General features: G+C 61.7%; 11 protein-coding genes. 3 read left to right on the top strand and 8 right to left on the bottom strand.

The annotated features are described in order from the left end of the window. The first annotated feature begins 33 nt into the window (after nucleotides 1–33). Together ACSHXH_RS08370 and ACSHXH_RS08365 are read left to right on the top strand one after the other, a co-directional pair. A complete protein-coding gene (locus ACSHXH_RS08370) occupies nucleotides 34–8,313 on the top strand; it encodes a GH36-type glycosyl hydrolase domain-containing protein (protein ID WP_435671334.1) in 8,280 nt (2,759 codons plus the stop codon). 97 nt (nucleotides 8,314–8,410) lie between these two features. Then, a complete protein-coding gene (locus tag ACSHXH_RS08365; protein ID WP_435671333.1) occupies nucleotides 8,411–8,926 on the top strand; it encodes a hydrolase in 516 nt (171 codons plus the stop codon). Here the strand turns inward: ACSHXH_RS08365 and ACSHXH_RS08360 are convergent. The 4 genes from ACSHXH_RS08360 to ACSHXH_RS08345 all read right to left on the bottom strand — a co-directional run bounded on the left by ACSHXH_RS08360 (nucleotide 8,923) and on the right by ACSHXH_RS08345 (nucleotide 11,399). Beyond that, nucleotides 8,923–9,213 (bottom strand): YgiT-type zinc finger protein, encoded by a 291-nt coding sequence (locus ACSHXH_RS08360; RefSeq protein WP_435671332.1) that lies wholly within the window; start codon nucleotides 9,211–9,213, stop codon nucleotides 8,923–8,925. The two genes, ACSHXH_RS08365 and ACSHXH_RS08360, sit on opposite strands and share 4 nt — an antisense overlap. Before the next feature lie 269 nt (nucleotides 9,214–9,482). Continuing rightward, nucleotides 9,483–10,007 (bottom strand): Hsp20/alpha crystallin family protein, encoded by a 525-nt coding sequence (locus ACSHXH_RS08355; RefSeq protein WP_435671331.1) that lies wholly within the window; start codon nucleotides 10,005–10,007, stop codon nucleotides 9,483–9,485. A 136-nt stretch (nucleotides 10,008–10,143) separates the two neighbouring features. After that, a complete protein-coding gene (locus ACSHXH_RS08350; protein ID WP_435671330.1) occupies nucleotides 10,144–10,944 on the bottom strand; it encodes a Crp/Fnr family transcriptional regulator in 801 nt (266 codons plus the stop codon). Beyond that, the gene (locus ACSHXH_RS08345; protein WP_435671329.1) at nucleotides 10,941–11,399 is read right to left on the bottom strand and encodes a host attachment protein; all 459 of its coding nucleotides are present in this window, start codon (nucleotides 11,397–11,399) and stop codon (nucleotides 10,941–10,943) included. Before ACSHXH_RS08345 ends, ACSHXH_RS08350 begins: the two co-directional genes overlap by 4 nt. 208 nt (nucleotides 11,400–11,607) lie before the next feature. On the opposite strand from ACSHXH_RS08345, the gene ACSHXH_RS08340 reads away from it, so the two are divergent. Beyond that, a complete protein-coding gene (locus ACSHXH_RS08340; RefSeq protein WP_435671328.1) occupies nucleotides 11,608–12,378 on the top strand; it encodes a Crp/Fnr family transcriptional regulator in 771 nt (256 codons plus the stop codon). 73 nt (nucleotides 12,379–12,451) lie between these two features. Here the strand turns inward: ACSHXH_RS08340 and ACSHXH_RS08335 are convergent, their stop codons facing one another. The 4 genes from ACSHXH_RS08335 to ACSHXH_RS08320 form a co-directional block, all read right to left on the bottom strand. Further along, nucleotides 12,452–13,003 (bottom strand): HPF/RaiA family ribosome-associated protein, encoded by a 552-nt coding sequence (locus tag ACSHXH_RS08335; protein ID WP_435671327.1) that lies wholly within the window; start codon nucleotides 13,001–13,003, stop codon nucleotides 12,452–12,454. Nucleotides 13,004–13,026: 23 nt separating this feature from the next. Further along, on the bottom strand, nucleotides 13,027–13,305 hold the full coding sequence (locus ACSHXH_RS08330) for a glycine zipper 2TM domain-containing protein (protein ID WP_435671326.1): 279 nt from the start codon (nucleotides 13,303–13,305) through the stop codon (nucleotides 13,027–13,029). 61 nt (nucleotides 13,306–13,366) lie between these two features. Continuing rightward, nucleotides 13,367–13,786, bottom strand: coding sequence for a CBS domain-containing protein (locus ACSHXH_RS08325; protein WP_435671325.1), 420 nt, complete (start codon nucleotides 13,784–13,786; stop codon nucleotides 13,367–13,369). Between the two features lie 59 nt (nucleotides 13,787–13,845). Next, a partial coding sequence (locus ACSHXH_RS08320; RefSeq protein ID WP_435671324.1) for a phosphoribosyltransferase family protein occupies nucleotides 13,846–14,190 on the bottom strand: 345 nt, incomplete at its 5' end.

The raw sequence follows: 14,190 nt of genomic DNA, 5'->3' as shown, positions 1-14,190 counted from the left end.
CACAATGGCGTGGACCCTGGTCCGCCGCGGGCAGTGCCCGTATGGAAGCGCCTCGACAGGGTTCCCGCGTGGCTGGATGAGGCGCGGCGCTTTTGCCGCGCGCCACCGCCCGAAGTCTCGAAGGCGGCAGAGTGGCTGCTTGACAACGAGTATCATGTGCGTCGTGCGGTGCGCCGGGTGCGCGAGGATATGCCGCCGGCCTTCTATCGCCGCTTAGCACGATCCGCCCTGCCCGAAGCGCATGGAATTCCGCGTGCGCTTCTCGCTGCACGCAACTACGTTGATAAAACGCATGCGCAGATCGACGCCGCCACTGCCACGGCTTTCGTGGATGATTTCCAAGGCGGGGAGGGGCTCTCCCTCGCCGAGCTTTGGGCTTTCCCTGCGATGCTCAGGCTCGTGGCGATTGAAGAAATCATGACGACCCTCTGTTGTCTTGTCCCGGAACTCGCACAACCATTTCAAGGGCTGGAGAGGCCTAGGAGCTGGCGAGACCGGGATCCGACCGATGCCCTGTCGCGCGCGATCATGGCGCTTGGCGCAATTGAGCGGATCGACTGGAAAGCATTTGTCGAAGCGACAAGCCATGTCGAGGCAGTCCTGCGCACGTCACCCGACGGTCTTTATCCTGAGATGGATTTCGACACGCGAGATCGGTATCGGCAGGCGATCGAGGACCTCGCCGAAGGAACCGGACAGTCGGAGCCGGACATCGCGCGCGAGGCTGTTCGCATGTCGCGCGACCATACGGGGTCGCTTCGCCAGAGCCATGTCGGATGGTGGCTGGTCGATGGTGGCCGTGGCGCATTCGAGGCGCGGGCAGGCTACCGCAGCAAGCGCGCCGCCGCGTTCCGCCGCCTGGCGCTCCGCCGGCCGGGTTGGGTTTACGTCACGGGCCTTTTCGGAGTTGCCGCATTGGCGCTTGCCGTACCGCTTGCGCTTCTCATGGCCAGGGATGCAGGCGGGGTTGCTCTTGCCTTTGGCACATTGCTGCTCACAATGCCTGCGTCGATCATTGCGGTGACGGTGACCAACTGGCTTGTCACGCAGATCCTGCCACCGCGGGTTCTGCCCAAGATGGATTTCCGAAAGGGGCTGCCCGAAGGCGTCGAAGCCGCCGTCATCATCCCGGCCATTTTTCGAAGTCCCGACGAGGTTGCGCCCGTTCTTGCGCAGCTGGAACGGCACATGCTGACAAACCCGGATCCGCGGATGCACTATGCGCTGTTGAGCGACCCTGCCGATGCCGCGCTACAAGTGATGGATGGGGACCAGGCGCTTGAGGCCGCGCTCGTCAACGGAATCCGCGAGTTGAACCGCCGATACAAGAAGACCGCGCCCTTCGTCCTGCTCCATCGCCGACGCAGATGGAACGAGGCGGACGGCATCTGGATGGGTTGGGAGCGCAAGCGCGGCAAGATCGAAGCGTTCAACGAATTCCTGCATGACGAGGCCGAGGATGCCTTCCCCCTGACCGAGGGGGATGCCGAAGGATTGCGCGCCGCAAGGTTTGTCGTGACGCTCGATGCCGACACGATTGCGCCCCCGGGTGCGGTTCACAGTCTTCTTGGCGCGCTTGCCCATCCGCTCAACCGGGTGGAGTTCGCCGGGGAGGGAGAGCGTGTCGTCGCGGGTTACACGTTCATCCAGCCCAGGATCGAGATATCCCCGGAAGCGGGGGCGGTTTCGCCCTTCACGCGGCTTTATACCGGCGACACCGCCATCGACATCTACAGCCGCGCGGTGTCCGACGTTTATCAGGACCTATTTGGCGAGGGGATTTTCACCGGAAAGGGGGCTTATGATGCAATGGCCTTTCGGCGCAGCCTCGCGAACCGGGTTCCGGAAAACGCGCTGGTCAGCCACGACCTGTTCGAGGGGCTGCACGGGCGGGCGGCTCTGGCATCCGATATCGTGCTCTACGAAGGATTTCCGGCGCGCTATCCGGATTTTGCACGCCGTATGCACCGCTGGATTCGCGGGGACTGGCAATTGTTGCCCTGGCTCGGCCGGCAGGCACCGGGGCGCAACGGGGATCGGTTGCGCAATCCTCTGTCTGCACTCGATCGTTGGAAGATCGTAGATAACCTCCGCCGGAGTCTGATCGCTCCGTCTCTTGTGCTGCTTGCCCTTTGCGGCTGGCTCGTGATCCCCGAAGCGGCACTCATCTGGACCCTGCTGTTCGTGGCGGCCCCAGGCACCTATCTCGTGACCTATCTCGTCACGGGTATCTCGCGCGGGCGTCGCCGCGGTGCCGTGCAGGACCGCTGGCGACAATTGCGCGACCACGCTGGCCGGTGGCTTCTGGAAATCGTGTTCATGGCGAACGAGGCCGTCATCTGCCTCGATGCCATCGGACGTGCGCTGTGGCGGCTTATTGTGTCGCGGCGCAAGATGCTGGAATGGTCGACCGCTGCCCACGTGGCCGCGACCGGGGCTGATACGCGGGCGCGCTTCTGGATCGAAATGGCGGGCGCACCCTTGCTTGGTCTCGCCATGACGACAACACTGGCCGTTCTGGCGCCCGTCGCCTTGCCCGGCGCCCTGCCGCTGCTGGCGCTCTGGATATTGTCGCCGGAAATCGCGTACCTGATTTGCCGACCATGGCGGCCCGGGGAGGACAGTCTTTCGGACACCGACGTTGCGTGGTTGCGCCACATCGCGCGGCGCACATGGGCCTATTTCGAGACCTTCGCCGGACCCGAGGACAATTGGCTGGCGCCCGACAACTACCAGACCGATCCCGAGGCGAAAATCGCCCACCGATCGTCGCCCACGAATGTCGGGATGCAATTTTTGTCGTCCATGACGGCACTTGATCTGGGACATATCGGGCTGCGCGACCTCGCGCAGCGGACCGAGTATGCGCTTGAGGCATTGGAGCGGATCGAGCGCCACCAAGGGCATCTCGTGAATTGGTTCGATACGCGCACCCTTCTGTCGCTGGAGCCGCGCTATGTCTCGACAGTGGACAGTGGCAACCTCGCGGTGGCACTTCTGACGCTGCGCGAAGGCCTTATCGAGGCCGCGAATGGCCCGGCGCTGTCGCGTTCCCTCTGGGACGGGTTCATCGATACGCTTGGCGTCCTGGCGGAGGCGGCCGAAGATCTGCCGACCGAACATTCAAAGGCGATACAGGCGCGGATCCGCGCCCTTTGCGACACTGCCGAAGCGGTTCGCGATGATCCGGCTGGCTGGCGCAGAGCCCTGTGTCGGAGTCTCGACGAAGACTTGCCCAAGCTATCCGGGGCGATCCTGAAAGCCCTGGATGCCAAGCCGGGCGCCGATCCGGGCGAATTGCATTTCTGGTTCGAGCGCTGCCGCCATCACGCGGCCAGCTTCCTGCGTGGTCTCGAAACCCTTTGCCCGTGGCTGGCGATGGACGGTTGGTTGGAGATCGAGGGATGCGGTGCCGAGATCGCGGACCGGCTGAAGCCGGACATGTCGCTTGGGCAGCTCGATGATGTGTTCGAACACATGCAAGATGGCCTTGAAAGCCTCGGGAAAACGGGCCTCAAGTTCGTGGAACTGCAAACGGCCATTTCCACCGGACAGACCGCACAGGCGGCTTTGCGCAACACCCTGTTGTCCCTTGCCGAGAAGGCCGACAGACTGGCGATGGGAATGGATTTCTCTTTCCTGTACGACCGCGATACCCGGACGTTCTTTATCGGTTACAATCTCAGCTTCGACCGGATGGACGACCATCGCTACGATCTGCTTGCCTCCGAGGCGCGGCTGGCCAGCTACATCGCCATCGCCAAAGGCGATGTTCCGTCCGAGCACTGGTTCCACCTGGGGCGACCGATCTCACGTTCCTCCGGTCCTCTGACGGTCCTGTCATGGAATGGATCGATGTTCGAGTTCCTGATGCCGGCGCTGCTGATCCGCAGCGCGCCGGGTCAGTTGCTGGGCCAGAGCGAGCAAGCTGCCGTCGATATTCAGCGTCGCTACGGGGACAGGCTCGGTTTGCCCTGGGGCGTGTCAGAAGCCGCGTTTGCCGCACGAGACACGGCACAGAACTACCAGTATCGCGCGTTTGGTGTGGCCGGGCTGGGCATGCGCCAGGGACTTGCGGAGGATTACGTGGTTGCCCCCTACGCCAGTGCGCTTGCGCTGTCGGTTCGGCCTGGGGCCGCCGCGGACAATCTGCGCCGACTCGAGGCGCTGGGAATCCGGGGGCGCTACGGATTTTTCGATGCAGTTGACTTCACGCCTTCACGGATACCCGAAACAGCCACCCATGTGCCGGTTTTCACCTATATGGCGCACCACCAGGGCATGCTTCTGTCCGCCATTGGCAACGCGCTCAATAACAGTGTCTTCGTGCGTCGCTTCCACCGCGACCCGCGCATTTCGGCCATCGATCTGCTGATGCATGAACGGGTGCCGTGGGAGTATATCCCCGAGCCGTTGCCGGACGCAGGCTCGACGCTTCCGGAGCAGATCGAACGACGCATACGCCCGCTGCACGGCTGGCCCGCCGAGGAAACGGATGCGCCGCAGGTCCACACGCTCGGAAACGGCCATCTCTCGGTCTGGCTGTCGAGCGCGGCAACGGGGAGTATCTTGCGGCACGGGCAGTCGTTGACCCGTTGGGTCAGCGACCCCGTCATTGACGATGGCGCGGCGCGGCTCTTGCTGCGCGATGCCGAGGATGGCGCGACATGGGAATTCCGGCGCACGGCCGAGCAGTGGGTTGATGTCATGTTCCATGCCGAAAAAGCGTCCTTCCACCTGCAACGCCATGACATCGCCGCAACACAGGAGATTTGCGTCGCTGCGGCGGATGACGTGGAAATCCGGCGTGTGACGCTGGTCAATCATGACGACCGCCGTCGGGTCGTCGATGTCACAAGCTATGCGGAACCGATCCTTGCGCCTCATGCGGCCCATGAACGCCATCCGGCCTTCAGCAAGCTATTCGTCAGGAGCGAGATCCTATCGGATATGGACGCCGTGGTTTTCACCCGGCGTCCACGACGGCCCGAAGATGCGCCTCCGGTGATGCTGCACCGACTTTTGTGTGAGGATGGGGGTGTGGTCCATGTGGGCACCGAGACGGACAGGCGGGCGTTGGTCGGTCGCCACGGAACTTGTCTCGATGCCGCAAACGCAGAAATGACACAGGCGGCCGGTTGGACGCTCGATCCGGTTGCAGCGCTGCGGGCGCGGGTCAGTCTTGCGCCGGGGCAACGTGCAACATTCGCATATCTCACGATCGGAGCAGGTTCGCGACAAGAGGCTATCGACACGGCGGAACGCTACGCGACCGCTCCCGCACTGGACTGGGCCTTCGAGGATGCAGCACGGTCAGCCGCGGATCAGGCAAATCGTGTTGGCCTGACACCATCGGATATGGCCGGGACACAGCGCCTGGCCACCCGTCTGCTCTGTCCGACTGCACGAGCTGCCGCAAACGGAGAGATCGCGGGACCTGGACAGCCGGACCTGTGGGGGCTTGGCGTTTCCGGTGATCACCCGATCATCCTCGTTCGGGTCGCGGATGCTGAAAACGCCGATCTGCTGCCCCCCATCGTGCGTACGCAGCGTTGGCTCAGACGAAATGGTCTGCGTTCCGATCTTGTGGTTCTCGGCACGAAGGCTTCAAGCTACGAAGCGCCGATCGGAACGAGACTGCGCGACGCTCTGCGCGATGCCGGACTCGCCGAGGGGCTTGGCGGCGATGGCGGAGTGCATCTGCACAGCGTCGACCGGATCTCGCCGTCCCAAGTGCGCGCTCTCGAGACGCTTGCGCGGGTGACGCTCGATGGTGCAGCGCCGACGCTGGATGCAGCGCTGCCGACATCGCAAGAAGACTACGTCAAACCACCGGTCTTCGACCCGGGCGGCTCGCCGATGGTCGAGGCGCCTGGGCTTTTGGACCTGCGCCAAGACCTCGTTTGCGACAACGGCCTCGGGGGCTTTGTACCCGAAAGTGGCGATTATCTCATGCAGGTTGGCCCTGGCGAGGCCACCCCGGTGCCGTGGTGCAATGTCATCGCCAACGACGAATTCGGCACGATCGTCACGGAATCTGGGCTGGGGTTCACCTGGAGCCTGAACAGCGGGGAATTTCGCCTGACGCCATGGTCAAACGATCCGGTCACGGACATGCAGGGCGAAGTAGTCTATCTGCGGGATGAGGAAACCGCGCAGGTCTGGACAGTCACACCATTGCCAAGGGGCGATCGGGCGCAATGCCGCATCATACACCAGGCGGGTGAGACGGTTTGGGAGCAGTCATCGCACGGACTTGCGCAGCGCCTTTCAATTTCGGTGCCACAGGACGCACCGGTCAAGCTGATCAGCCTGGAGCTGAAGAACACCACGACGCGCCCGCGGCGCATCACAGCGACCAGTTATGCGGAGTGGCAGTTGGGGGCGACGCCGTCGACCGCCAAGCCGCATGTCAGAACAGGCTATCACGGCACCTCCCGGGCGTTGATCGCGCAAAACGGCTGGTCATCGGCGTTTGCCGACCAGATCGCGTTCCTGACCGCCAGCCGACAGGCGCATGCGATGACGTGCGACCGTGCGGCGTTCCTCGGCCCCGGCGGCATAGCAATGCCCGAAGGCTTGCGGCGTTGGAGCCCCTGGGGGCGGACAGAGTCGGTAGACGACGCATGCGCGGCCTACCAGGTGCATCTCGATATCGCACCGGGCGCGACGGAAAAGGTGGTCTTCGTGCTTGGATCTGCCACCAGTCTGGCCGAGATCGAAAAGCTCGCCGAGACATTCGCGTCATCGGAACAGGCGGCTGCGGCCACTCAGGCTGTGGCGGATGTCTGGCAGGAACGTCTGGGTGCGATCCGTGCCGAGACACCGGATGAGACCTTCGATCTGATGGTGAACCGCTGGCTGCCCTACCAGTCTTTCGCGTCCCGCATCCTCGCGCGAGCGGGGCTCCAGCAGGCCAGCGGCGGCATCGGGTTCCGCGATCAGTTGCAGGACATGATGGCGTTTCTGTTGTCCGAGCCGCATCGCGTGCGCGCCCACATTCTGGATTGCGCGCGCCATCAGTTCGAAGATGGCGATGTGCTGCACTGGTGGCACCCGCCGGAGGACCGCGGTGTCAGGACCCGCTGTTCGGACGATATGCTTTGGCTGGTCTATGCCACCCACGCCTATATACGCGCCACCGGAGACACTTCCATCCTGCAGGAAGAGGTGCCCTTTCTTTCCGCCCCGCCATTGGCCGAGGACGAGGAGGACCGTTATGCCGCGTTCGAGATCGGACTGGAGGCAACGCTGCTCGATCACTGTTTTCGCGCGATGCAGCGCGGCGCGACCAGCGGGCACCACGGTCTGCCGCTGATCGGCGGCGGAGACTGGAATGACGGCATGGACCGGGTCGGCTCTCGCGGGCGCGGCGAAAGCGTCTGGCTGGCTTGGTTCGCGGCCTATTGCGGCGACGCCTGTGCCGATCTGGCCGACCATTCTGGCCGGGCGGATGAGGCGGGGTTCTGGCGCAAGCGTGCTCGGGAATTGCGGCAAGTTGCGGAAAGCTCGGCTTGGGACGGCGAATGGTATCTTCGCGCCTTTGACGATGACGGTGTGCCGTGGGGTTCGGCGCAGAATGACGAATGCCGGATTGACAGCATCGCCCAGTCCTGGGCGGTTCTGGCAGGGGCTCCGAACCGGGGGCGCGCCGAGCAGGCGCTTCGGTCAGCCGCCGCCCATCTGATCGATCCCCAACACCGGCTTGTGCGGCTCCTGACACCGGCCTTCGACAAGACGCCACGCGATCCCGGTTACATTCGCGCTTACCCTCCGGGTATCCGCGAGAATGGCGGCCAGTATACCCATGCGGCCACGTGGCTCGGGCTGGCCTTCGCGCGGCTCGGTGACGGCGATGAAGCGTACCGGATATTCGACCTGATCAACCCCGCGCGCCGTAGCGCGCGGCCCGAGGACATGCGCGCATACCGCGGTGAGCCCTACGTCATGCCGGCAGATGTCGGTGGTGCTGCCCCGTTCGAAGGCCGGGCCGGATGGACCTGGTATACAGGTGCCGCAGCTTGGGCATGGCGTCTGGCGGTGGAAGGAATCCTCGGGCTGGAACTGCGGGGGGGTGCCTTGCGCATCGCGCCCTGCCTTCCGAGCGACTGGAGCGGTTACCGTGCGACGGTGCGGGGGCAGGCCGGTTCCATTGCGATAGAGGTGCAGCAAGTCGACTGCAGCGACGTCGGTGCCGTCGACGCACAGGATGAGAGCAGTGAAGACGGCACGATCGTGGAGTTTCCAACCGACGGATCTACCCGTCAGGTTCGCGTGCAAGTTCGCCGTGGCAGCATCGAGCGCACGCGATAGGCCAACGCGAGGTCATGAACGCCGAATTGCACGCCATCAATGTCGGATGTGCCGATCTGTCTATCGTTAAACAATAGATGATGGAGGAGAGAGGCGGATGCAGATCAACGAGTTGCCACGCTACGACATGTCGATCAACACGACGGGGTGTTGCCCCAAGTTCAACCCCGAGGGATGGGACGGGCAGGATCTGCATTTTCGCGACAAGCCCATGGTACGGGCGGTGACGATGTCGGCCATGCATGTGCCTCTGAATATGGGCCGAGTGTTTTCCCGTGTGCAAGGCCACATCGAGGATGCCTGTGCTGTTGACCCGGACGACTGCATCGTGCTGACCCGGGACACTTCGCCCTGGGCCAGCGAGCACTACTTTTCCGTCGGCAAGCCTGTCGAAAACGAGGAGATGACAACGCTGTCCGGGGACTTCGTCACCAAGGTCTTCGAGGGACCCTATCGTGAGGCGCGCAACTGGTATCAGGAGATGCAGGACTTGGTCAGGAAACGCGGCGGAACGCCGGGCGACATCTATTTCTTCTACACAACCTGCCCGCGTTGCGCGAAAGCCTATGGCGAGAACTACGTCGTAGGTGTGGCGGAAACACGCGCAGCTTAGTAGGAAGGCGCCGGGAAGGCAATTACCGGAACCTCGATCGTGCGCCCGGTCATGCCTCCGTTCAGAACGTCATGACCAATCTGCTTCAAGGTTTCCGCCGTCTCGCCGTTGATCAGGACTTCCGAACACGTTTCACAACGCAGTGCGGGTATTTGTTCTATTACATAAGGCTTTTCCCCGCTCCAGATTGATGTCGTGGTTTCGCATTCGACAAGGTCATCCCCGCCGCAACGGGAGCAAGTTCTGTCGGGTCGATTGTTGACGTTCGAGACGTTGGTTGCGGTCATGCATAAGGCCTTTCTGAAATTCTGATTGGCTGCAAGATGGGGGGTAAGTTCAGGCGGTCCAGCCTTTTTTGAATGTCCATGAGGCGCTAAACCTCGGCTCCGCCACAGTTGAACGCGCAACCATGGCCTTCGACCAGATCCACAAGATGGCCATCAAAAAGAAAACCCCGGCAGCCGATAGTTTGGGGGCAGGTCAGGGACATGACTGCCGAGGCACGGTGCGCCTCTATAGGGTGGAGGCGCACCGTGCCTCGGACTGCGCCGTCTGCTCAGGCGGCGGATTTCACCTCCACTTTGCGTTCCTTCTGTTTCGCTTCCGGGGTCTTCGGCAACGTCACGGTCAGTACGCCGTTGGCGAAATCCGCAGAAACGGATTCGGCGTCGACGCCGGAGGGCAGGGAAAGGGTGCGCTGGAATTCGCCGTAGCGGCGTTCACTGACGAGGTAGTCCTCCTTTTCCTCTTTCTTCTCCTCCGATTTTTCACCGCGAATGGTGATCGTTCCGTCGCTCATCTTGATGTCGATATCCTCGGCGGCCATTCCCGGCAATTCGGCTGTGATCCGGTATTCACCGTCACATTCCACAAGCTCCGTCGCCGGCTGCAGCGCCCATTCGGCACTTGCGGGGAACAATGAATGAACCCGGCGTGACAGCGGTTGCCGCCAGAGTCCTGCGCCGAAATCGTCAAACAATCGGTCGATCTCGTTTCTGAGGGATAGCATCGACGGCCACCCCTCGACGGTGGCTGGTGGCGTCTCTTTGCGAACTTCAATCTCGGACTTCTTCTTGGACATGATCAGGTCTCCTTCTGGCAAGGCCGCGCTTGTGCACGGACACAGGTTTCATGACAGCGTTGAATCTATGTGCACCGCGCGCCAGTGCATTGACGGCGGTCATCCGGTCGTCAGATTTCACTGACCTGAAGCGAGTTTACATCCGCCTATATTTGTCATTCGCTCCAGTACGACGCGCGGGCGGCTCCACACCTGCAATGGTCGCAAGCAAGTCGACATCGCGAAGCAGGAACCGGTAGGGTGTAAGGCTGTCAATCAGGCCTTTGTCTTCCAGATACCGTAACGTCCGGCTGATCGTCTCGACGGCTGTGTTGGTGAGATCGGCCCAGTCGCCCCGGTCCATTTCCATGCTCAGGACGAGGCTTCCGTCGGGGAGTGGCTCGGTCGGCATGAACTCGACCGCCCTGACGAGAAAGGCGATGATCCGCTCGCGGCTGGTCAACGTGCCATTGCGCCAGAGATGGCCGAGAAGGCGATGGTGCTGATGGTCTATTTCCTGCAGCATCCGCCTTCGGAAAGGCTGATTTACTTCCAGTTGCCGCTTCGCTGTCGCACTATCGTAAAAGCAGATTTCGATGTCGGTGGCAGCCTCGAAATCATAGTCATGCTCCCGTTCGGGAAGCCCGCCAACGATGTCTCCAGGCATTGCCAAGCCAACCAGGGTACGTTTGCCGCTCAGCTTTATCACGGATTTTCGTGCGTATCCGCGTCGGATCACTCCGAGAAAGCCGCTGGCCTCACCTTGCCCGACGATTCGCTTTCCGCGACCAAGTCGGCGGAGGACTGGCGGACGGGTGCCGCATGATGGTTCATCGAGGATGATGCGGCAAAGTTGTGATCCGCGCAACTTGCATCCGCGACACTGGGCAAGAGATGTGGTGGCATCGGCGCCAATGCATCCGACATCTGCTGCCAAACCACTTGAAGTCTGAATCATGTCTTTGGCTCCTTTCCAAGCGCCCGGATTACGGCGTTGCGCAGATCCGCCTCGGGCAGGTTGACGAGATTGAGATCGCGTTCGAGGGTCACGGCATCTTTGAGGGACGCGGGTATTTCGCGGCGCAAGACCCCTAGCATCTTGGGTGCGGCGAAAATCGCCAGCCGGGTCAGATTCCTCTTGCGAAAATGGTCTTCCAGAACACTGAAGGTTTCCTGTGCAAAGTCTTGCATGTCGCGCAGCACCGGGTCGGATCCGGGTTCCATGGCAGAGCGCCGCCCGTCGGCACCCGATGCGAAGCTGCGGCCCGCCTTGTCGGAGAGATAATCGCGCAGATGGGTCGATTTCGCCTTGCTGACGAGTTCTATCGGGTCATGCGAATTGCCGTCCTCGAGATCCCGCAGAATGCGGGCACGGACGCCATCGGTCACCAAGGCCCATGTTTTGTAACGCATCACATCCCCCACTCTGAACACTTTGCGCTCTTGGGATGGAAGCTGATCCGCGCCGAAAGGTCATTGATATCTGTCAACGCCGGCACCTTCCGACGGTTTGCCGCTCGTGGCGGTTGTGGGACATTCATGATAGCATTATCTGAAGGTGTTTTAGAAAAGTTGGAGCGATTCGCCCTCGTGGGCCAGCTGATCTAGGAGCGATGGTGATATGACCAGCGAGATAAAAAAAGTTCGCCAAGGACTGTTGGGATCGACGTCATTTTCGCAGATTCGGCCCGAAACACGGGACAGGCTGGACGCGATGTGCCGTGTGAAAAGCTTTTCCGCCGGACAAATAGTGGCTCATGCGCAGGAGGAGATGGGCTTCATTGGCTGCGTTCTGACGGGCATCTTGCGAATGCAAAAGACATTGGCGGATGGGCGGGAGCATATCGTCGGGCTGCTTGTCCAGGGGGATATTTTCGGTCGGGCTTTTGATGGCGCGGCAGAATTTTCCATCGAGGCGGCGACAGAGGTCGAATGCTGCGCATTTCCCAAGACGGAATTCGAGACCCTTCTGACGCAATCGCCGGACCTTGAGCGCGCACTCCTGCTGGACATCACCAACGAACTTGACCGGGCGCGGGAATGGTTGATCGTCCTGTCAAACCAGAAGATCGTCGGCCGCATTGCCGGGTTCCTGCTCCTGATGTGTTCGCGGTTTCGCGATATCGACCATATTCTGCTGCCGAGGCCGGAGGGCATCGAGGTCAAGATACCTATCAGCCGGGCCGATCTGGCCCACCTGTTGGGCACACGGCCGGAATCGATATCTCGCGCCCTGCATTCTCTCAACGATCAAGGGGCTATCGACATTCTCGAACCCGACCGCATTTTGATCCGGGACACAAAAGCCTTGGCCCGTGTGGCGGACGAAGACGAAATCGAGGCCATTGCCACCCTGCAGGATCTGTTGAAGAACCATCGTCCCGAACACTGACCGAGGTCAGGTTCAGCCGTGGATCGCGATGGTTTTTTTCGGGTGTCCGGGTTTTCCCCTGGGCTGATCTCCTTCAACCGGCAATCGTCACAGACACCGCGTAGGCCCCCTTGTCACCCTGCATCTCGCGGAACCGGAGCCGGGTGCCTTTGTGCAGACGCTCCCAGTCGTCAGAGGCCAAGCTGTCGCGCTGGAAATACACCTTGCGGCCATCATCGGCCTGGACCCAGCCATATCCAAGTTCAGGCTCCAGTTCAGCGATTTCGCCGTGAAGCACCGGCGGATGATGCTTCACCTCAATGCCGTCCATCTTCTTTTTACGCTTCTTCAATGCTTTCTCGGCGGCGGTGAACGCGCGGTTCACCGCCAGGATCAAATCATCCTGCGCGCTGCCTTGGGCGATTTCCCGGGAAATCGACACATCAGGGCCGGGCAGATGCAGGTTGAGCCGAACCTTGAAGACACGCCCGTGCCGTTTCCTTTTCTGTGGCGCCTCCATCGTCACCTCGCACCCGGTGAGGCGGTCGTCCCGCCGTTCCAGCACCTTTATGCGTCGGTGCACAAGATTCTCGACCGCCGGTGAGGGGTCGACATGGTGATAAGCGATGATCGGTACGGTTTGCATATGATCAGTCCTCGTTCTGGTCGCTATGGGCAGGGCGCGGTGAAATAGGTGCCGTCGCCGCGGGCATAGGCGCAAAGATCGGTCGCTGAATTTTGCGCGACAAGCGTACCGGCCGCCGCCCCGGCGAGCGCGGCGATCAGGCGCCAGTTGTTATCGGCATCAAGCGCCTCGGCCGTAATCAGACCAGCGGCGGCTCCGGCAGTGACGCCGACCACCGTCCGCTGTTCCGAAGTGAGGTTTTCGCACCCTGTCAGCGCAAGGAGTCCTGCGATGGCCAACACATTTGCATAGATATGTTTCATAGAATTTCCTCACGATTTCCGGTGCCGCATAAACCCACCGACACCTGTTGCGTGCCTCTGGTCACTTGTGATGATCCGCGACCGCATGCAGCAGTTCGCCGGACAATTCTCTGCTGACCGAATGGGAAATATCGCCAAGGCTCAGCATGCCCACGAGCCGTTTGTTGTCGTCGAGGACCGGAAGACGGCGGATCTTTTTCTGGTCCATGAGATGGATGGCGTCTTCCACCGTCTCGGTCGTCCGGCAATAGACGATGCCCTTGGTCATGATCTCCTCGGCGGTTGTCTTTGCCGGATCACGTCCTGCCGCGACCACCCGAAGCGCGATATCGCGATCGGTGACCATGCCGATCAGCTTGTCATCCTTGCCGATCGGAATCGCGCCAATATCGTCCTTTTGCATGATCTTCGCCACCTCGCTGACCGGCGTGTCGGCACTGGCCCAGTCGGCCTGTTTATGCATTGCCGCGGCAATTTCCATTTGGAGCACTCCTTCCAGCTTCGCTTTAGATATATGGTAGGATCAATCGCGCGTTGGTTTCATTGACTGCCGTCAAGCGGCGGGTGCAATCGCTTGATCGCATCGGCAATCATCGGGGCACATGACAAGATGCGTAGCCGGTCGCCAAGCTTACCTCTGGCTGTCTCAAGCGCAGCGACGCTGTCTGTCACGGTGATCGTGTCGACAAGGGTGGTCTGGGAGAAGGCCGAGACGGCTGCGTCCGTCAGCAGATCATGCGTCGCGATGGCATGCACTTCGGCGGCACCGCGCGCGCGCACCGCCTCGGCAGCGCGCAGGATCGTGCCGCCGCCGCAGATCATGTCGTCAACGATGTAGACCGCACATCCCTCTACATCGCCGGCAAAGTGCGTACCCGAGACCAC

Source organism: Marivita sp. (assembly GCF_051251565.1).
GTDB lineage: Bacteria > Pseudomonadota > Alphaproteobacteria > Rhodobacterales > Rhodobacteraceae > Marivita.
This window is presented reverse-complemented; position numbering and strand designations above follow the sequence as displayed.